This window comes from Longitalea luteola (genome assembly GCF_017356035.1).
In the GTDB taxonomy this organism is placed as follows: domain Bacteria; phylum Bacteroidota; class Bacteroidia; order Chitinophagales; family Chitinophagaceae; genus Niastella; species Niastella luteola.
In genome coordinates, this window is record NZ_JAFIQX010000009.1 from 1 (window position 1) to 21,087 (window position 21,087).

The window sequence follows — 21,087 nt, forward strand, 5'->3', positions numbered from 1 at the left end:
TCCGGTAAAAAATAGCCTAACAATTGTTTTTCCTGGTCCTTTTCCAATGTTTCTTGTCCGTTTTATTTGGCTGCAAAACAACTACTTTTTCTCCTAAATCCCCCAACTTTTCAACCTGATCCCTAAATCCCCCAACTTTTCAACCTGATCCCAATCCAGCCTGACTGCATTCACATAGTGACAAAAACAAACAAGGCAGCATTTCTGCTGCCTTGTTTGTTTTTGTCGGGAGGACAGGATTCGAACCTGCGACCCCGTGGTCCCAAACCACGTATTCTACCGGGCTGAACTACCTCCCGATGATCTTTTCAGTTGTTGCCAACTACCAGATCGAGGTAAAAAATATCCGCCTTTGCACTTGCCACGGCGGATCTTCTCAGCGGAGAGGGAGGGATTCGAACCCTCGGTACAAGTTTAAGCTCGTACAACGGTTTAGCAAACCGGCCCTTTCGGCCACTCAGGCACCTCTCCTTTTCGGCGGGACGGCAAAATTAAGAGTAAATTCCCAAATAAAAATCAATTACATAGCTAAAAATTCAGATTGTTTTTCGTCTTTTTTCCGGAAAAGCCTGCCCGACGGGCTGAAACCAGCGCCGACGCCTGGTTTCAGCGCTTTATGCTGCCATTCAAAAGTAATTCTAATCTTGTAACCTCTTTACACCGGCCGCAAAACATCTCCCGGGTACGCTCGTAAATCACTGGACCGCTGCTGCACGGCCAATCGACCCCAAAAACAAAAATCCCCCCGATACATCGGAGGGACTATATTTTTAAATCAGGTCATATTTACATGGCGGCTAACTGAACCTTCTGCTGTAACTCCATTACACTCTCACGGAAGGTGCTATCGGTATCCATCAGATCTTTTACTGTTTGGCAGGAATGGATCACGGTGGTATGGTCACGGCCACCGAAGTGTTCACCGATGGTTTTTAATGAGTTTTTCGTGAACGCCTTGGCCAGGTACATAGTAATTTGCCGGGCCTGAACGATTTCACGCTTGCGGGTTTTCTGCAGCAATTTATCATAAGGCACATCGAAATATTCGCATACCATTTTCTGTATGGTTTCGATGGTGATCTCCTTGCTGCTAGTTTTCACGAAATTACGGAGGACTCTTTTTGCCAAGTCTAGGTCAATTTCCCGCTTATTAAGCGAAGATTGTGCCAATAATGAGATCAGCGCGCCCTCTAACTCCCGCACATTACTATTGATATTATAAGCCAGATACTTAACTACTTCCCTGGGCATTTCCAACCCGTCGTTCTTCATCTTCCGCTCCAGTATTTCAATGCGGGTCTCATAGTCGGGAACCTGCAGATCGGCACTCAGCCCCCAGCGGAAACGGCTCAACAACCTTTCCTGAACCCCTTCCAGGTCTTTGGGTGGCTTGTCTGACGTTAAGATCAATTGCTTGCCGCTTTGATGCAAATGATTGAAGATGGCAAAAAAAGCATCCTGCGACTTTTCAGCCCGGTTAAAGAACTGCACATCATCAATGATCAGTACATCTATCAATTGATAAAAATGTATAAAGTCATTGATCGCATTATTACGGCTATGATCCTGGAACTGGTTAATGAATTTTTCAGAGCTTACATACAATACAACTTTGTTCGGATGTAATCTCTTTGTTTCATTACCGATGCCCTGGGCAAGATGGGTTTTACCCAAACCTACACCTCCATATATTACCAATGGATTGAATGAACTGGCGCCTGGTTTTTCAGCAACCGTCTTTCCTGCACGGCGAGCCACGCGATTACAATCGCCCTCAACAAAACTTTCAAATGTATAAATGGGATTGAGCTGCGGATCAATCTGCATTTTTTTCAAACCCGGTATTACAAACGGATTCTTAACCGGATTGTTTATAATGAGGGGAAAATCCATCTCATTACTTGAAAATGTTTTGTAGCCGTGTGTAGGAACATCCATAGTGAGCGGTTTGTTATTATGATTGCCACTATCAACCATGATCCGGTATTCTAATCTGGCGTCCTTACCTAATACTCTTCTTAATGTTTTTGCCAACAAATTAACATAATGCTCTTCCAGGTACTCATAAAAGAATTGACTCGGAACCTGAATGATAAGTATATTGTCTCTCAACTCAACTGGTTTAATAGGCTCAAACCAGGTTTTGAAATGTTGCCACTCAACAATATCCTTTATTATTTCCAAACAATTACTCCAAACTTTTTCGGACGTCTTAGCCATTATACTAGAAGCAGTTTTTTTATGTTGAGTTAAGTTCGTATTCATCTTTTATTGCGCACTAGTGTCAACTTCACAGGAATGTTGGGGAATCTCAGAAACTTAAAAAGGGCGACGAATATCAAATTTTTTCACTGAAAAAAAAATTTTTTATTCACTAGTTTTTGACAATTCTACACTCTGACTGACTAATTAATTTATTTTATTTTTTACTGTCAAAATAATTCCCATCAGGTAACAATCCAATGCAATTATTATGCGCAAATTCTGTTACTGTTTACAATCTGTGAGCACTCGCTAATACAAATAGCAGCACGCAGAAAGCAGCATACCTTTCACTCACCATCTGGTTAACTACGCTACGTAATTTTGCGTCAGTACCATTATTAGCAACACTCTTTATTTTATTATACGCCCGGGAAACTTTTTTTTTGAGCGGGCCTGCCGACCGAGAAGCGCCTGGTTTACATCGAACGGATTTTATTGTGTTGGTTTCGCAGGGAATGCAATCGAAGAAAGATAACAACGCAGTAGTATTAAAAAAGTCTTTCTTCATATTATTTATTGGATGCTATTGAAGGTACAAATATTTTGAAACGCAGAAAATATAAATCCAGTTTTTTTTATTTCAAGATCAAAATAATAAAACAAATGTCAACATAGCATTAACTGAAACAAAGTTATAGATTATCATTTTACCACATTAGCCATAAATACACCCTTACGGGTTAACAGTCGTAAGTAAAATTTTAACGACTCAAGGTATTCAGGTATTTTATGAAAGTCAATAACACATACTGGTATAATTTAACACTCTTCTAATGTAAGTGTGTAATACAAGTCGATTCATTTATAAATAATTACATCAAACAATCCAATTACCTGTTAAAACTGTGTCAGTTTATGATTACAAAACGCTAAACAGCGTACACTACTTTAGCAAGCTGTCTATACCAAGGGGACGAATTACATTTTCTTACTGTTAATCGTGGAACGTTTTTGTGAATCGTAGTTAGTACCTTTGTGCTGCCAATAATTTTTAGGTTAACTACCTAACACTATGCAACAGCAAATTACATTGAAGCTGCTTCCTTCAGAAGCCAGTATAGAATCGATCGTACAACAATATGCAGCGCGCACGATAGGTGTCAAAACCGCCGCCATCACTGGCTACCAGGTCCTTAAACGCTCCATCGATGCCAGAGGACGCCAGCCCTGGATCATGCTCACCATCCTTGTTTTTGTTAATGAACCATTCATCGAGCGCAACGTCAAAAAAATAGTACTGCAGGATGTCGCTAAAGCTGCGCACCGGGTAGTGATCATAGGAGCAGGCCCCGCAGGTTTGTTTGCTGCACTAAAGCTTATTGAACAAGGCATTAAACCTGTGCTGCTCGAAAGAGGCAAGGATGTGCGCTCTCGTCGCAGAGATCTTGCTGCACTCAATAAACAGGGTATTGTAAACCCGGAGAGCAATTACTGCTTTGGTGAAGGCGGCGCCGGTACATATAGCGATGGTAAATTATATACCCGCAGCACCAAACGCGGTGATGTAGAACGCATATTAAACATCCTGGTGCAATTCGGCGCTCATGAAAAAATCCTCTATGAAGCGCACCCTCATATTGGCACTAATAAACTTCCTGAAATTATTACCGCCATAAGAGAACAAATATTGTCTTGTGGTGGTGATTTTTTGTTTGAACAAAAAGTTACCGACCTACTCATCCGCAACAATGTCATTTATGGCGTGAAGACTGCCAGCGGGGATTCCTTTATGGCTGATGCTGTCATTCTGGCTACCGGTCATTCGGCCAGGGATATTTTTGAATTACTACATAGCAAAAAAATCATTATCGAAGCCAAGCCTTTTGCGCTGGGCGTTCGTGTAGAGCATCCGCAAAGTATAATCGACAGCATTCAATATCATTGTCCCGCAGGGCAGGCCAGGAATGAATTTCTGCCGCCTGCCTCTTATAGCCTCGTCCAACAAGTGAATGAACGCGGCGTTTTCTCCTTTTGTATGTGCCCTGGTGGAATCATTGCGCCTGCGGCTACCAGTGACGGCGAGTTGGTGGTAAATGGCTGGTCGCCTTCCAAACGGAATAATCCCTTTGCGAACTCCGGGATCGTAACCGCTGTTGAGGTAAAAGATTTTGTAAATTTTCAAAAGAATAACTCGCCTTTATCGGGCATGTATTTTCAACAGGCGGTCGAACGGAAAGCCTTTCAATATGGCGGTGGTAAATTCGTAGCACCGGCTCAGCGCATGGTTGATTTTACCCAACAAAAAATATCCGCTAATTTACCCGACTGCTCTTATTTACCCGGCATCAACAGCGCTGCCCTTAACGAGGTATTACCTGCTTTTGTTACTGCTTCCCTGCAAAAGGCATTTATTGAATTCGGTAAAAAAATGAAAGGTTATTTTACCAATGAAGCTGTACTGGTTGCTACCGAATCCAGGACATCTTCGCCTGTTCGTATTCCCCGCGATCCGGAAACAACCCAACACCCGCAAATAAAAGGACTTTTCCCCTGCGGGGAAGGGGCCGGTTATGCAGGGGGCATCGTGAGCGCCGCTATGGATGGAGAACGCGTTGCCACCAATGCCGAACGATTACTTGTGAACACGTAACGCAGATGCCTCAAGCTAAAAAAGTGTACACATAACACTTTCGCTTTTTGCGTTATTTACGCGCTGCTGCTTTTTGCGTTTTATGCGCCCGATCAATTGCGCTTCATGTGCGTTTGTTAATGGGGAATTATTCGCATTCTGGGGAATGGAAATTTCCAAATTGTGGAATTCGTAATGACTACTTACATAGGGCAAACAAGTTAATTAGTTTAACTGATCAACTTATCAGCCGTGATCCCCTACTCTTCCCTGTCATTGGCCTGCCTTGCTATTAACAATTTCTTTTCTATGAGTTTGTTCTTTTTGAATGCTTCCATCTCCGATCTCAGCTCTTCCCTTTCCTGCTGCCGCTGTGGTGTAAGCAAGCCCTTATTCAGGTTCGGACAACCGGCATCTACCCAGCTGGTGTACCAGAAGTCGGCCACCAGGTTGGCAGATCGTATCAATTGTTTATTGATGGTATTGCCTAAACGCGCACTATACGCTTTTGCAAAGGCAGCAGTATAACTTTTATACTCTTTTCCATTCCGTATTTGCACCCGGTACTTTTCCTTTTCAGTGAACGCTTTTGTCGCCGCTTTCTCTGCGGCAAATACGTCCTGTAATAATTTATGCGATTGCCTGATGGTGCTCCAGATAACCCTGTCGGGATGTTTCAGGTAACGGGCTTTATGACGGCTGCGCAGATCGTATTGCCGGATGTCAATTTCGGGGATCGTAGATTCCCATAAACTGTGCAGCCCTTTTTGACCGGTGAGCTGGCCATCGTAATTCTCAGTAGTATGCAATGGCACATGTGCATCACTTATATAATGTCCCAGATCAGTTGCATAAAAAAGTATACTGTCTTTATTACCACTGCGGAAAGCTGCCGTCAGCTTTTCTTTTATGGCAATTACATGATAAGGCAAATAGCCGGCATGAGACAAACTGTCTTTCCCATATTTTTTTACGGCCGCCGCCCATGTCCTCGGCATCTTCCAGGCAGCCGAGTCGCCGTATAACTCGAGGTCAATAAAGTGGCGGGGCGCTTCCTCCTTATCTTCACTCCTGCGCTCATCGGCGCGTACCGATCTTTTAACCACCTCGTTCATATTACGATGAAAAAAATACCGCATCGATGGTGGCAGCTCGTATACCGCCAGTTGATGAATGGTACGATGCGCGAGGAAACCCCAACTGCTGCAAAGGATAACTGTCAACAGTAAACCGCTTATTGCGATCCCCCTTTTCATAGAGTATATTTTGCGGCGAAGTTGCACAAATAAAATATGCCGCTGTAATAAATCTGTTTTTTTTGCTACTAATTAACGGTTTCATTACCTTTTGTGATAAGTGTGTCAGGCTTATTTTTACGACGCCGGGGAAAGTGTGGCACACCTTACGCCCACATTTCATTAAAAAAGCTAACATGCTATGAACCGACTGGAAGTTAAACATCTGAAAAAGTATTATACTTCGCAAAAAGCGGTAGATGATATCAGTTTTTCGCTGGCCCCCGGCAGCATTTTCGGCTTACTGGGTCCTAACGGCGCCGGTAAAACCACCCTTATCAGAATGATCACCGGCATCCTGTTTCCAGACGATGGCGAGATCATCTTCAATGGACAACCGTTCAACCCCGATAAAGATGTTGCTTATATAGGCTATATGCCCGAAGAAAAAGGACTGTACAAAAAAATGAAGATCGGCGATCAGGCCATTTACCTGGCGCAATTAAAAGGGCTCAGCAAGGCAACCGCGCTGGAACGGGTAAAACACTGGTTCATAAAATTTGAAATGCAAAGCTGGTGGAACAAAAAAGTTGAAGACCTGAGCAAAGGCATGCAGCAAAAATTGCAGTTTGTGACCACCGTACTGAACGATCCCAAACTCATCATTCTCGATGAACCATTCAGCGGCCTCGATCCCGTTAACAGCAATCTCATCAAAGATGAAATTTACAAGCTGGCCCAAAACGGCAGCAGTATTATTTTCAGTACGCACCGCATGGAGCAGGTAGAAGAAATATGCGATCACATCATTCTCGTCAATAAAGGACAAAAGATCCTCGATGGCTCAGTGAACAGCGTTAAACAACAATTCAAGGAGAACATTTTTTCCATCGGTCTCGATAGCAACCCTGGCAACCATCAAAGCGAAGCTTTCGAGGTCATTCAGCAAAAAGGCCATCAGCTGCTCCTGAGGATCAAAGAAGGATACAAACCCAATGATGTGCTGAATCATTTCCTGCAGCAACAGATCGGCATCAACTCCTTTCATGAAATGCTGCCTTCGCTCAGCGATATCTTTATAAAATTGGTAGAAGGCACTCCACTTGCCCGTCAATTCCAAATTGCATCAGCTTAATACGATATTGAAATGAACAAGATCTTACTCATTATACAACGCGAATACCTGGTTCGGGTGAAGAAAAAATCTTTTCTGTTCACTACCATTGGCGTGCCCATTCTCATTGTGGTCTTCTATGCCATCATGATCGCCATTGGCGCCAGCGGCGGACACGAAAAAAATAAAATAGCGGTGATCGACGAAGCCGGCCTGCTCAGCTCCGGTATGGAAAAATCCAAGAGCGACGCGTCCGAGTATGTGTTCATTACCGGTCAGCAGCCCGATTCACTGAAAGTAAAGTACAAAAGCCTGGGCTATGATTACTTTTTATACATTCCGCCCATCGATATTACGCAGCCCGTTAACAATATTCAACTCTACAGCCAGTCACCCGTAGCCGTTAGCCAGAAAAACAAGATCGAGCGCATGATCGATAATGCCATAGAGTTAAGAAGACTGCAATCGGCCAATATTACGCGGGAGCAATACCGCTCAATAAAATCAAATGTATCCATTGATAACAAGATCCTAAATGGAAAAGAGGAGAAGAAAGGCGTGGCCCTGGTTTCATCGATCGTAGCTTTCAGCTGCGGCATGCTCATTTACATTATCATGCTCATTTATGGTACGATGGTAATGCGGGGCGTAATGGAAGAAAAGATAAACCGCATTGCTGAAGTAATGGTAAGCTCGGTGAAACCTTTTCAATTGATGATGGGAAAGATCATTGGCATTGGCGCAGTAGGTTTAACCCAGTTTGCCATCTGGATCGTACTGATCCTTGGTTTGCAGATGATCCTGTCGGCCTTCATCCCTTCATTCGATATGAGCGCTTTGCCGCAGGCAGCGCCGGGCGCAGCTGCCGTGGCTGATAATACTGATAAACTGGCCGCATTCCGCGCCGGTATTAATTCTGTTCCCTGGGGAATGATCAGTTTTTGTTTTATTTTTTATTTTCTCGGCGGCTACCTGTTATATGCCTCTATGTTTGCCGCCATTGGCAGTGTCGTAAGCGATGATCAGAATGAAGCACAATCGATGGTATTCCCGGTAATGATGCCGATCGTGCTGGGGTTTGTGATCATGACGAAGGCGGTTGCAGAACCGGGCAGCCCGCTGGTGGTCTTTGGCAGTATATTCCCGCTCACATCGCCTGTGGTCATGGTGGGCCGCATCATGTACGACGTTCCCCTGAGCGAGTTGATCATTTCCATGTTATTACTGGTGATCAGCATTATATTCTTTGCCTGGCTTACTGCCAAAATTTATCGTACCGGCATCCTGATGTATGGCAAGAAAGTAACGTGGAAGGAAATGCTCCGATGGGCGTTCCGGAAACAGTAAAGGCAATGTGCTAATTTGCCAATGTGCTAATGGGCTAGCGCACGGAAGCAAAAGGAAATGGCAATGGCATGGCAATCGGCAAAAATTTGAGGCTTTGCAAATCTGTTATCAGTTTCAATTGTCGCGAGCCATTCACCACTCACCATTCACCATGCTTTATTTTATCGCCATAGTAACACCGGAAGAGATCAACCAGCAGGTACTGGAATGGAAACACTATATGCTGCAACAGTTCGGGTGCAGGGTGGCGCTGAAATCACCGGCGCATATAACGCTTATTCCGCCCTTTAATATGCCCACCACCCTGCACCACGAATTGGAGGAAGGAATACTGGAGTTCACGCAAGAACAGTCCTCTTTCCCCATTTACTTAAAGGACTTTGCGGCTTTTAAACCGCGGGTAATCTATGTACATGTTCAACCCAATACCCATTTAAGCGATTTACAGGCGCGCCTGGAAGCTTTTCTTCTTAACACCGGCTTTCCCATTAAAAAAGAAGACCGCCCCTATCACCCACACGTTACGATCGCCAACCGTGATCTGCAAAAAGAAGATTTCCCCCTGGCCTGGCAATACTTTCAACAGCGGTCGTATGAAGTAGCGTTCACAGCCAATGCCGTTTGCCTGCTCCGGCATAACGGACAGGCCTGGGAAGTTGCCAATGCCTTTCCGCTGAATAAACGTTAAAAAAAGAGACCGCTTAAAAAAAGGAATGCCCTCATGCAACAAATTACGAAATGTATCGTATTTTTATACGAAGGACGTCGTAAATAGAAACTATAAACTTAACACCATGAAATTGAATCCACCACTTATCCGCTGGGGCGCCCTGGCCCTGCTCGCTGTGGCTACTGTTGTAACCCTGGAAGCTTTTAGCGGCAACCAGCAACCATATTTGACCATGGCCGACAACACCAACGATACCATCCCTAAAAGAAATAAAGTTACCCGCGAAACCGATGACCGTGACCTTGATAAAGAACTACGTCAATTGGACAAAGCCCAGGAACAGCTGGAAAAGATGAAAGAAAAAGACTGGAATGAGGTTTCCCGCATGGCAGAAGAATCGATCAGCAGAATAAACTTCGATAAGATCCAGGAACAAATAGACATGGCCACGAAGAGCATTGATTATGAAAAGATCAATCGCCAGGTACAGGAATCGCTGGCAAAGATCGATTTCGCCGAAATACAACGCAGCATTGAAAGATCACTGGATGAAGTAAAGAAAATTGACAAAGAAGAGCTCCGGCATGAACTCGAGAAAGCCCAAAAGCACGTTCAGGAAGCCCTGAAAAAAGAAGAGTGGAAGGAAGAATTGAAAAAAGCCCAGGCTTTTAACAGGGATGAAGTGAAGAAAGAACTCGAAAATGCCAGGAAAGAAATAGCCAAAGTCAAGGGCGAATTGAAAAAGCAGCAATTCGATTTCAGTAAGGAAATGGATAAGGCCAAAATGGAAATTGACAAAGCTAAAACCGACATGAAAGGCTACCAGGAAATGATCTACGACATGGAAGCTGCCGGCTTATTAAGCACTAAAGAAGATTACACGATCGAATACAAAAACGGCGATCTGTTCATCAATGATAAAAAACAACCGCAGGAGATTACTGACAAATACAAAAAGTATTTCAGGCAGAAGACTATAGCCATTAAAAAACAAGAAGGTCAAATGAAAATTGATCATTAGATCTTTCGGATACGCATTAGACTAGTGATTTTCTCATAAGGCGGGGCTGTTCTCAGTCCGGCCTTTTTTACGCTGAATGCCAAAAACCGCTTAAGGCCTAACGCTTAAGGCCGAACGCTAAAACCGCTGAACGCCTAACGCTAAATGCGTAACGCTTGCTCCGCTTGAATTGAATGTGCAGCTTTAATAGCCGTGTTGGAGCTTGGCTTTTAGCCTTCCGCCTTTAACCTTCAGCCTTCCGCCTTCAGCCTTCTGCCTTTAGCCTTCAGCTTTCAGCCTTTAGCCTTCCTGGATAACCTGAAACCCTTGTAACCTGTAACCTGAGCCCCGGCACCCGGTAACCGGTACCCGTAACCGGTAACCCTAAAAAAAAGACCCCTTCAAAAGAAGCGGTCTCTTTATTATAGTTATTTCAACCTATGGATCAGCCTTCCATCATTCGCATGAAAGGATGAAATACATCGCTTTCATCGTCGGGGCGCATGTTCGTAATATCGAAATTCATTTTGAGGGAAACACCTTCTTTGATAATGATCCCTTCGCGGCGGGTGGTTTTATATCCTTTCTTTTCCAGCACAATGATCACTTCGCCAACCGGCATTTGCGGCACTTTGAAATTGCCCGCTGCATCGGTGGTGAACTCTCTCTTTTCCTGTCCTTTCGATGTGGAAATAGAAACGGTTACCCCTTGTAAAGGTTTTTTGGTACAGGCATCCGCTACGCATCCCTGTAATACCGGCTCTGTCGATTTACGATGACCGTTATCGCCATTAGCTTTGGCTAACAATGCAAGAGGCAGTAACGCTGCAAGCAACAGGTAAGTCTTTTTACCTCTCATAAAAAATTAGTGTTTAAAAGGTTGGCAAAACCAAACATCAGCTGCCATTAGTTTTCAAACGGGACCAATTACAAAGACACAACGCACGTACATAATGTTGCATTCCTACCCTGAAGGTACTTAAATTATAAAGATTTTACCCAGTTAAGTCTGCTTTTGCTCCCGAAAAATTTACTCACGATTCACCCAGGTCGATCTCTGTATTGTCGCCGATATTCAAACTGCGGCTCTCACCTTTTACTTCGGTATCGCTTCCGATGAGAGAATTCGTTAATACAATATCGTAGAGGTCTGCAAATGAACCAATAATAGAATCTTTAATTATTGAATAACTGATCGTGGTCTTTTCGCCTATGGTAACGTTAGGACCAATTATAGAATTTTTGATATCACAGCCTTCTGCAACGCTGACCGGAGGAATAATGATGGTATTTTCAAAATTGTGATCGGGGCTAATGACGCCGCCAAACTTTTTTAGCAAAGTGGCGTTCGATTCCAGCAAGGTATCTTTCTTTCCACAATCGAACCAGTTCTGCACTTTGAAGGGCTGAAACCTGGCGCCATGCTGTATCATACATTCCAGGGCATCGGTGATGCTGAACTCGCCCCGGCTCATGACCTGGTTGCGGATATTACTTTCAAGGCAGTTGAACAGGAAGGATGTTTCTTTAATGCGGTAAATGCCCACCAGCGCCATATTCGATTTGGGGATCTGTGGTTTTTCCACCACCCGGTTAATGAATCCATCTTCGCCCAATTCTACCACACCGAAATCGCGGGGATCATCCACCCGTTTAACGCCCAAAGCCGAGCAGGGCATATCGAGCAGTTCTTTTACGTCATATTCGCAGATGGTATCGCCCAGTACGATGAATATTTCATCATCAGCTACTATGTCTTTGGTCAATTGAATGGCATGGCCAATACCGTGGCGTTCGCTCTGGGTTACGAACCAGGCTTTCAGTTCGGGATATTTCTCTTTAACGTAGTCCTGTATTTTATCGCCCAGATAACCAACAATAAAAACAAATTCATTGATGCCTGCTTCGCGTAACTGGTCAACAATGATGCTGAGTATGGTTTTACCGGCCAGGGGTATTAGTGCCTTTGGTTGCGTGTACGTATGCGGTCGCAGTTTTGTACCTGCTCCAGCTACGGGAATAATTGCTTTCATTTGAAAAATATTTGTTCTTCATCCCGACGGGGCCGGGAAAACAGCCAGGCTTATTTATTGCCGCCTCTTTCTTCTATCGAACCCACAAAGCACTGATTATTTCCTGAAAAACAAGTGGTTTGTTTTCAAAGCCGTGAAAATAGTAAAAAAAATTTTACCAGCGTTTGTTAGTTGGAAAACCGGTTACCGGGTACCAGTTACCAGTTACCAGGTACCGGGTACCGGTTACCGGTTACCGGTTACCGGGTACCGGGTACCGGTTACCAGTTACCGGGTACCAGTTACCGGTTACCGGGTACCGGGTGCCAGTTACCTTGAAAGTGAGCGTTACAGGTACAAGTTTCACGTTCCGGGTTTACGTATACGGCTCTACACAACCTGCTGCCTCGCAAGTGAGGCCTGCTTTGGAGAAACTTGCAACTTGGAACTTGTAACTTGGAACTTGTAACTTATTTTTGCGCCATGCAAAAAGATACGCTTGTTTTTGACCTTCTTAATAAAGAACTTGAACGTCAAAGAAATGGAATAGAACTCATTGCTTCCGAAAATTTTACTTCCTACCAGGTAATGCAGGCCATGGGCTCTGTACCTACCAATAAATATGCTGAAGGCTATCCCGGCAAACGCTATTATGGTGGTTGTGAAGTGGTGGATGAAATTGAATCACTGGCCATCGACCGCCTGAAAAAGATCTTCAATGCCAGCTGGGCCAACGTACAACCCCATGCAGGCGCTCAGGCCAACGTTGCCGTATTTTTAGCCTGCTTAAAACCCGGCGACAAGATCCTGGGGCTCGACCTGAGCATGGGCGGCCATCTCACCCATGGCAGTCCGGCCAATTTCAGTGGCAAGAACTACCAGGCTTTATCGTACGGCGTTGTTAAAGAAACCGGTCTGGTCGATTATGATCAGCTGGAAGCCATTGCCAAAAAAGAGAAACCCAAAATGATCATTTGCGGTGCTTCTGCTTACAGCCGCGACTGGGATTATAAGCGCATCCGGGCAGTCGCCGACTCCATCGGCGCCCTGGTTATGGCTGATATCGCCCACCCCGCCGGTTTAATTGCTAAAGGCCTGCTAAACGATCCTTTTGATCATTGTCATATCGTAACTTCCACTACCCATAAAACCCTGCGTGGTCCCCGCGGCGGTATCATCATGCTTCGTCATGATTTCGACAACCCGCTGGGCATTAAAGACCCCAAAGGAAATATCCGCCCCATGAGCGCCCTGCTCGACCTGGCCGTTTTCCCTGGTATGCAGGGTGGTCCGCTGGAGCATGTTATCGCTGCCAAAGCTGTTGCTTTTGGTGAGATCCTTACCGATGAGTTCAAAACCTACGGTGAGCAGATCATTAAAAATGCGCAGGCTATGGCTGCTGCTTTTGTAAAACGCGGCTATAACCTCATCAGCAACGGTACCGACAATCATTTAATGCTGATCGACCTGCGTAACAAGAATCTTACCGGTAAAAAAGCGCAGGAAACGCTCGATAAAGCGCATATCACGCTTAATAAAAATGCGGTGCCTTTCGATGACAAGAGCCCATTCGTTACCAGTGGTATCCGGGTAGGCGTTCCTGCCATCACCACCAGAGGTATGAAGGAATCGCATATGGAAACCGTGGTAAACATGATCGATAAAATGTTAATGGATACTGACAATGAGGCCACCATCAATGCCGTAAAGCACGATGTGCATGCCTTTATGCAACAGTTCCCGTTGTATCCGGAATTAGGATAAGAGCATCAATTCTGATTGCTCAATATTCGTAGCTGAACGTTATTTGCAAAGAGTTGCCGGTTACAGGTTACCAGTTTCCAGGTACGCAATATGCAGGTAATTAACCGGCATGTTGGCCCGGCAACCGGTGACTGGTAACCGGTAACAATTACAACCAAAAACCTGAACATCATTCTAAACTCAATTTCATTAACGTTCACCATCACTACTCACAAACCATAACACATGATCCAACGTCTACAATCCGTTTGGTTATTACTGGCTGCCGCTGCTGCGTTCTGCAGTTTGAAGTTTTCTTTTTACAGCGGCAATATCATTGGGGAAAATCAGCAGAAGACCTTTGCTTCGTTAACCGCGCAAAGCAATTTGCTGCTGCTGATCTTAACGGCGGGTGTAGGCATTGCTTCCATCATAGCCATCTTCTTATACAAGAACCGGAAGACGCAGTTACGCCTCGTGCTGGTGACCCTGTTAGTATCGATCATCAACCTCGTACTGTTCTTTTCAGAAACAAAAAAGTTTGTACAGAACGAAGGCAAGTTCGATCTCACCGCCATTTTTGCCATCTTCATTCCCATACTTTTATTCTTTGCCATAAGAGGCATTCGGAGGGACGAGAAACTGGTTAAAAGTCTTGACCGGTTAAGATAGTACGCATACTCGTTACTCAGTTCCTTAGTTTTTAAGTTATTCAGTTATTGAGTTCCTCAGTTATTAACTTAGTGAACTGAATAACTTATGAACTGAATAACTTGTATTTATTTGCCCAACTCAAGCTCATAAGCAATAAACTTCTTGCCATCCTTTAGCTGCGTAGTGATCACTTTTACTCTGATGCTGAACCTGCCATTACTGTAGATGGTATGCTGTGCTTCCCTGAAGTCGTACTTTTCGGTCATATGATAGTTGTTGGCCAGCAGCCAGGCAGCGATCTGCTGGTACTCCTCTTTATTATAGGTGCGATAGGTGATCAGCCTGCTCTTAAAACCCCTTGCTGTTGCATCCATAAACATAAAAGAACGCACTACGGCGCGGCCATCCTGCAGTTTATCGAACCAGGAATACTGGTACAACGAACTGGTAGAGTCTACATCTTTTTGCATCAACAGGTAACCATCTGCCTTTAAAGTAGTATCAATTCGTGTAGTGTTCCAGTCGAGCATATCGATGAGGCGGGGAACCCCTATCGATTGTGATATCGCCCTGGTAGTAATGATTATCAGTAATAAAGAAATTATAAATTTATACATTCAACCTGCTATAAGATTTGTGCAAAGTAAGTATAGCAAATGCTTTATTTGTGTTAAAAGACCGCAAAGGCGCAGCAAGATGGTCAACCAGCTTCGTATAACCGGCAAGGTCTTCACTATCACAATTTAATCTTGTAAATGATTTTGAAATCTCAGTATTTTTATTACCTTCGACTCCGTATCCACCCCCTATTGAATATTAAGAGACAAAACTATTCGTATAAACCATTTATTGGTTTTTTCCCCTGACGTAGTCTATTTCCAATATCTGTTAGAATTTCCTACCTGTTGCATTTTCCCTGTTTGAATCACATTGATTTTAATCCATATCCTTTTAAATCCCACTGATATAGGTTTTTGATCACTCCCAAAGTTTTCCAGCTCCTGTTTAAAGCCCATGCGATCCTACACAGAGTAGTTCGCTAACCGTAATCCGTATGTTTTTTTCAAACAGCGGTAAAGGCAATTTTATTTTCAGAACCAAATAAATGTATGTATGAAAAAGTTTTACCTCTTGATCATGTCTTTAGTGGCCTATACGGCAGCAACCATGGCTCAACCCGATCCGGATTGCCCGCTTGCTGTTGGTCAGTATTTTAACATGCCCACTTCGCCTAGTTTTTGTAAAGTATTCTTAGGTAATTTACCTGCGGGTGAACCAGGAACGATTGGTGCTGTGACCCTGATCGGTGGAAACGGTTTACCTATTCCGGATATTAATGGTAATCCTTCTACCCCGCTCCCTGCTTCCTCTACCTCCATTTCCATTTCATACGGTTGCCAGGGTATCCAACGCGTTGAGGTGGACTTTTATGTAGGTACTGAGCTTAGAGAATGTACTTTCACACCCATTGCCGGCGGCGCATTGCCCATTAAATTGTCTTCTTTCAATGGCCGGTTGAGCACTGAAACAGAAGCGACCCTCGCATGGACTTCTTCTCTTGAAGAAAACAGCTTCCAATATGAAGTGCAAAGAAGCGCTGATGGCAAAAACTTTGTTACTGTAGGTAAGGTAACTGCTGCCGGAACTTCTTTGGATGCTATTAAATATTCTTTTAAAGATCCGCTGCCAGCCAATGGCTCTTACTGGTATCGTTTAAATATGATCGATATTGATGGCAAATCAGAGCTTTCCAAAGTGGTTTATGTAAACAGCAAAAAAGGCTCAGGCATCATTACCAAAGTATTCCCGAATCCTTTCACCAGCGAAATACAACTGATCGGCGCCACTTCTGCTGACCTCACATCCGGCAATATCAGGGTGTTCAATGTTTCCGGCCAACAGATCAGGTTCCGCATCGTAGGCGCTAACGCCATCGCACTGGATGAGAATGCCCCTAAAGGCATGTACTTCCTGAAATTCAGGAATAAGGCAGACCAGGAGCAGATCCTGAAACTGATGAAGAATTAATCTACCCCCAGCCCCCTAAAGGGGAGCATACATTGGGCAATTGGCGATGATATACGAATGTTCCAATGCCAGGGGGATAAATAAATAAAAAAGAAAAGGGTGGGCTACTTCATGAAGTAGCCCACCCTTTCTTATTAACTGAATAACTAATTAACTCAGGAACTTCCCGGTATAACTTTCCTTCACCTTCTTTAAACCCTCCGGCACACCGGCATATACGATCTGTCCGCCGCCATCACCTGCTTCCGGACCAAGGTCAATGATCCAGTCGGCGCTTTTAATAACATCGGTATTGTGCTCTATCACTAATATGGAATGGCCCTGCTCGATCAATGCATTGAAAGAAGTGAGCAGTTTTTTAATATCATGAAAATGCAAACCGGTAGTGGGCTCATCAAAGATGAACAGGATATGCCCCTGGCCGCGTCCCTTGCCGAGGAAAGAAGCCAGTTTCACACGTTGCGCTTCACCACCCGACAGGGTATCTGATGACTGTCCGAGTTTTACATAGCCCAGCCCCACATCGCTTAGAGGTTTGATCTTATTGATAATGTCTTTTTCGTCCTTAAAGAATTCCAGTGCTTCATCTACACTCATTTCCAGCACATCATACACGTTTTTTTCTTTGTAGGTGACCTCCAGCACTTCTTCCTTGAACTTCTTACCGCCACATACTTCGCAGGTAAGATGCACATCGGCCAGGAACTGCATTTCAACGATCTGTTCACCTTCACCTTTACAGGTATCGCAACGGCCACCGTCTACATTAAACGAAAAATGCTTGGGTTGAAAGCCGCGTATTTTGCTCAATGGTTGTTTGGCATACAGGTCACGTACTTCATCCCAGGCTTTTATATAAGTTACCGGGTTACTGCGCGATGATTTACCGATGGGATTCTGGTCAACCATTTCTATTTGTGAAATATAATCTATATCACCGGTAATGGCTTTATGCAAGCCGGTCTTATCAACCGGTTCCCCTTTCAGCTTCTTCAATGCCGGGTACAGGATCTGTTTTACCAGTGTTGTTTTCCCGCTGCCGCTCACTCCGCTTACCACACACAACAGGTTCAGCGGGAAGGTGGCATCTACATTTTTGAGATTGTTCTGCCGCGCGCCTTCAATACTTACTGAACGCGTCCATTTACGAACGGTACGGGGTGCTTCAATTTTCAGATCGCCACGCAGGTACTTACCTGTAAGGCTTTTATCGTTCTTAATAATAGCGTCATAATCACCCTGGGCTACCACTTCGCCCCCCAGGTGTGAGGCCAGGGGTCCCATATCGATGATATAATCGGCTTCGCGCATCATCATTTCATCGTGCTCAACGACAACCACGGTATTGCCCAGGTCGCGCAGCTCTTTCAATACCCTGATCAGTCTTTCGGTATCGCGCGAGTGCAAACCGATTGACGGTTCGTCGAGTATATATAGTGAATTGGTGAGATTGCTGCCCAGGGAGCGTGTTAATTGAATACGCTGGCTTTCGCCACCACTCAATGAATTGGCCAGGCGGTTGAGCGTTAAATATCCCAGGCCCACATCGAGCAGGGTTTTCAGGCGGTGATTGATCTCGATCAAGATCCGTTTACCTACCTGGGCGTCGTATTCGCTTAATTGCAGTTCAGCAAACCATACCGCCAGGTCTTTAACCGGCATTTCACACAGCTCGCCAATATGTTTGCCGCCCACCTTCACATACAATGCCTCTTTGCGTAAACGATACCCGTTACAGTCAGGACATTGGGTTCGGCCCCGGTAGCGGGATAACAATACCCGGTACTGTACTTTATAGAGGTTCTGTTCTACTTCCTTAAAAAAGTCGTTGATGCCGTTCACAAATGCATTGCCTTCCCAAAGTACTTTATATTGTTCTTTGGTAAGATCAATGATGGCTTTATGAACGGGAAAATCAAACTTGCGGGCGCCCCGGATGAACTGGTCTTTCCAGGCCCCGAGCTTCTCCCCTTTCCAGGGCGCAACGGCGCCTTCATATACGCTTAACCGTTTATCGGGAATCACCAGGTCTTCATCAATACCCAGCACCTGGCTGAAGCCCTCACAGGTAGGGCAGGCGCCAAACGGGTTATTAAATGAGAAAAGATTAGGCACCGGTTCTTCAAACTGCATACCGTCGAGCTCGAAGCGGTTGCTGAATTGGAGTTTGATGGTGCCGTTCACTTCCAGCATTAATTCACCTTCGCCTTCATAAAAAGCGGTGCCGATAGAATCGGCCATCCGATGCCGGTCGTCTTCGTCAAAAGCCTTTACCACCAGCCGGTCAACCAACACATAGGTATCACCGCTGAGTTCAGGACCAGCGCCTTTTTCGTTGGCGGTATCTATAAGTTCTTCAATACGAAGTATCTCGCCATTGTATAAGCGGGAAAAGCCTTTTTGCATCAGGATATTCAGCTCTTCCAGCGGTTTGCGGTTCTTATGCTGTTTGAAGGGAATAAGAATAAGCACCTTATCGCCGGCGGGGCGGTTAGCGATAGCCTCTATTACATCGTTGATATCGTCTTTTTTTACTTCGCGGCCCGAAATGGGGGAAATGGTTTTGCCCGTACGGGCGAATAACAGCCGCAGGTAATCGTAAATTTCCGTCATACTACCCACGGTTGAGCGTGGGGTACGGGTTATTACCTTTTGCTCTATCGCAATAGCCGGGCATAAACCCTTGATAAAATCCACATCGGGTTTTACCATGCGGGCCATGAATTGTCTCGCATAAGCACTAAGGCTTTCTGCGTACCGGCGCTGCCCTTCGGCGAATAATGTATCTATGGTAAGAGAAGATTTGCCTGAACCCGACACACCCGTGACCACGATGAATTTATTACGCGGAATTTCAACCGAGATATTCTTCAGGTTATGAACCCGTGCCCCCTTTATGTATATATTATCTGACCCCTTTAGCACCGGGTTTGCTACCGTGTTAGCCTTTGTTGATACTGCCATAATTTAAAAGACAACAAATTTATTGTTTTGTTTGAGGATATTTTTAAATAGTTTCCTTAACGGTTATTGGGTAAAAAAATCTAAAAATTGCTTAAAGTTTGCTTATTTCGAAAAGTTCTCTATCTTTAGTTGGTAATTTGTACAATAAATCGAAAACTAAACACACCGCCTATCGCGCAATCACTTCTACTCAGAAAAGCCAATCAATAATAAAAATCCATTTTAATTAATATCCTATCACCTTCAAAAAACCGTAGAAGTTTATGAGTTCACTACGTAAAAAGACCGATCATGAATTAATCCAGGACTTTCAGGATGGAGACTTGTATGCTCTTGAAACCCTCATCCTTCGCCACAAGGAAAAAATGTACACTTCCATTTTATTTCTTGTTAAGGACAAATATCTCGCCGAAGATATTTTCCAGGATGTGCTGATCAAGATCATCGACACCATTCGTGGAGGCAGGTACACCGAGGAAGGTAAGTTCCTTCCCTGGGCAATGCGTATTGCCCACAACCTGTGTGTTGATCACTTCCGGAAAGTAAAACGTACCCCTGCTATCAAAACCAGCGACGACAGGGATATATTTGAAGTGATTAATTTCACAGAAGACGGTGCAGACCAAAAAATGATGAAGCGTCAGAGTTATGACCGCGTTCGTCAGATGTTGGACCTGTTACCAGATGATCAACGCGAAGTGATCATTCTACGTCATTATGCCGATCTGAGCTTTAAAGAGATCGCAGCCCTGACCAATTGCAGCATTAACACCGCTTTGGGCAGAATGCGTTATGGCCTGATCAACCTGCGCAAAATGATGTTACAGAAAAAGATCGCTTTGTAGGCCTTTTTACTTTGGGTACTTCAGTTGTGATTTTATATCATTGCAAAAATTTAACAGCACATCTGAAAAAGGGAACGGATAAGCTGCTTAGATTTGACACCAGAAAACAACAAAGTAAAAAATATTGTCATTCTGGCCCTCCATCCGGGCCCATTTTCTGAATTGCTTGCTTGCCGGAAGGCTGGAACAGAATGACGCCTAATTAAACACCCCCCTCAGGCTGAGCGGGGTGTTTTCTTTTTATATAGAATTATAATCTGATCTCCAGCCTTTTACAATCAAAAACGGCCAATTTCCTGTTCATTTGCCTGATCTGCGTCGTCATTAAGCCAATCCTATGATGCTTTTGCAGCATTCAATAACACTTTTCCCGGATCCTATTCGTCTTTTATGAATATCAGTAACCATTTTTGCGAATTGTATCTCTCATGAGCAGTTTTCAATAGTACTTTCAGCGAATGCTCTTCCTCATGTGTTGAATGTAATCACTCTTTTTTCGTTTTACCCTGCTCATTTGCTGAATATGGTAACCCATTGAGCAAACTGTCCGCATCATTCAGCAAACTGGCAGCACAATTTGATCAACTGGTTATTAAAGTAAGCAAAAGCCCCACCCTATTTCACCAACCGGGCATCAAACT

The 21,087-nt window shown here is 44.4% G+C and carries 15 protein-coding genes and 2 tRNA genes; 9 read left to right on the plus strand and 8 right to left on the minus strand.

The genetic code is table 11. The features are described 5' to 3' along the window. Positions 1 to 225 precede the first annotated feature (225 nt). The 3 genes from JUB15_RS19955 to dnaA form a co-directional block, all read right to left on the minus strand. Positions 226 to 299: transfer RNA gene (locus JUB15_RS19955), tRNA-Pro, on the minus strand. Between the two features lie 81 nt (positions 300 to 380). After that, positions 381 to 471: transfer RNA gene (locus tag JUB15_RS19960), tRNA-Ser, on the minus strand. 315 nt (positions 472 to 786) lie between these two features. Continuing rightward, on the minus strand, positions 787 to 2,220 hold the full coding sequence (gene dnaA / locus JUB15_RS19965) for a chromosomal replication initiator protein DnaA (RefSeq protein ID WP_207514415.1): 1,434 nt from the start codon (positions 2,218 to 2,220) through the stop codon (positions 787 to 789). A gap of 1,057 nt (positions 2,221 to 3,277) precedes the next feature. On the opposite strand from dnaA, the gene JUB15_RS19970 reads away from it, so the two are divergent. After that, positions 3,278 to 4,855 carry an NAD(P)/FAD-dependent oxidoreductase gene (locus tag JUB15_RS19970; RefSeq protein ID WP_207514416.1) on the plus strand — a complete coding sequence of 526 codons (1,578 nt, stop codon included), beginning with the start codon at positions 3,278 to 3,280 and terminating at the stop codon, positions 4,853 to 4,855. Positions 4,856 to 5,094: 239 nt separating this feature from the next. Here the strand turns inward: JUB15_RS19970 and JUB15_RS19975 are convergent, their stop codons facing one another. After that, a complete protein-coding gene (locus JUB15_RS19975) occupies positions 5,095 to 6,090 on the minus strand; it encodes a zinc dependent phospholipase C family protein (RefSeq protein WP_207514417.1) in 996 nt (331 codons plus the stop codon). Between the two features lie 181 nt (positions 6,091 to 6,271). On the opposite strand from JUB15_RS19975, the gene JUB15_RS19980 reads away from it, so the two are divergent. The 4 genes from JUB15_RS19980 (at position 6,272) to JUB15_RS19995 (ending at position 10,221) form a co-directional block, all read left to right on the plus strand. Next, a complete protein-coding gene (locus JUB15_RS19980; protein WP_207514418.1) occupies positions 6,272 to 7,204 on the plus strand; it encodes an ABC transporter ATP-binding protein in 933 nt (310 codons plus the stop codon). A 12-nt stretch (positions 7,205 to 7,216) separates the two neighbouring features. After that, the gene (locus tag JUB15_RS19985) at positions 7,217 to 8,530 is read left to right on the plus strand and encodes an ABC transporter permease (protein ID WP_207514419.1); all 1,314 of its coding nucleotides are present in this window, start codon (positions 7,217 to 7,219) and stop codon (positions 8,528 to 8,530) included. 94 nt (positions 8,531 to 8,624) lie between these two features. Then, positions 8,625 to 9,218, plus strand: coding sequence for an RNA 2',3'-cyclic phosphodiesterase (gene thpR / locus JUB15_RS19990; protein ID WP_207514420.1), 594 nt, complete (start codon positions 8,625 to 8,627; stop codon positions 9,216 to 9,218). A gap of 106 nt (positions 9,219 to 9,324) precedes the next feature. After that, a complete protein-coding gene (locus JUB15_RS19995; protein ID WP_207514421.1) occupies positions 9,325 to 10,221 on the plus strand; it encodes a hypothetical protein in 897 nt (298 codons plus the stop codon). 424 nt (positions 10,222 to 10,645) lie between these two features. On the opposite strand, the gene JUB15_RS20000 is transcribed toward JUB15_RS19995, so the two are convergent. Next, positions 10,646 to 11,059 (minus strand): carboxypeptidase-like regulatory domain-containing protein, encoded by a 414-nt coding sequence (locus JUB15_RS20000; RefSeq protein ID WP_207514422.1) that lies wholly within the window; start codon positions 11,057 to 11,059, stop codon positions 10,646 to 10,648. A 175-nt stretch (positions 11,060 to 11,234) separates the two neighbouring features. Beyond that, positions 11,235 to 12,233: a sugar phosphate nucleotidyltransferase gene (locus JUB15_RS20005; protein WP_207514423.1), complete on the minus strand. Its 999-nt coding sequence runs from the start codon at positions 12,231 to 12,233 to the stop codon at positions 11,235 to 11,237. Positions 12,234 to 12,695: 462 nt separating this feature from the next. Here JUB15_RS20005 and glyA point away from each other — a divergent pair, with 462 nt between their 5' ends. Together glyA and JUB15_RS20015 are read left to right on the plus strand one after the other, a co-directional pair. Beyond that, a complete protein-coding gene (gene glyA / locus JUB15_RS20010; RefSeq protein ID WP_207514424.1) occupies positions 12,696 to 13,976 on the plus strand; it encodes a serine hydroxymethyltransferase in 1,281 nt (426 codons plus the stop codon). A gap of 225 nt (positions 13,977 to 14,201) precedes the next feature. Beyond that, a complete protein-coding gene (locus JUB15_RS20015) occupies positions 14,202 to 14,627 on the plus strand; it encodes a DUF4293 domain-containing protein (protein WP_207514425.1) in 426 nt (141 codons plus the stop codon). Between the two features lie 107 nt (positions 14,628 to 14,734). Here the strand turns inward: JUB15_RS20015 and JUB15_RS20020 are convergent, their stop codons facing one another. Beyond that, entirely contained in the window at positions 14,735 to 15,226 is a 492-nt protein-coding gene (locus tag JUB15_RS20020; protein WP_207514426.1) for a hypothetical protein, read from the minus strand. Between the two features lie 496 nt (positions 15,227 to 15,722). Between JUB15_RS20020 and JUB15_RS20025 the strand changes: the two genes are divergently transcribed. Next, positions 15,723 to 16,637, plus strand: coding sequence for a T9SS type A sorting domain-containing protein (locus tag JUB15_RS20025; protein ID WP_207514427.1), 915 nt, complete (start codon positions 15,723 to 15,725; stop codon positions 16,635 to 16,637). A 150-nt stretch (positions 16,638 to 16,787) separates the two neighbouring features. Here JUB15_RS20025 and uvrA read toward each other — a convergent pair whose 3' ends face one another. Continuing rightward, positions 16,788 to 19,601, minus strand: coding sequence for an excinuclease ABC subunit UvrA (gene uvrA / locus JUB15_RS20030; protein WP_207514428.1), 2,814 nt, complete (start codon positions 19,599 to 19,601; stop codon positions 16,788 to 16,790). 263 nt (positions 19,602 to 19,864) lie between these two features. Between uvrA and JUB15_RS20035 the strand changes: the two genes are divergently transcribed. Continuing rightward, the gene (locus tag JUB15_RS20035) at positions 19,865 to 20,446 is read left to right on the plus strand and encodes an RNA polymerase sigma factor (protein WP_014223477.1); all 582 of its coding nucleotides are present in this window, start codon (positions 19,865 to 19,867) and stop codon (positions 20,444 to 20,446) included. Positions 20,447 to 21,087 lie beyond the last annotated feature (641 nt).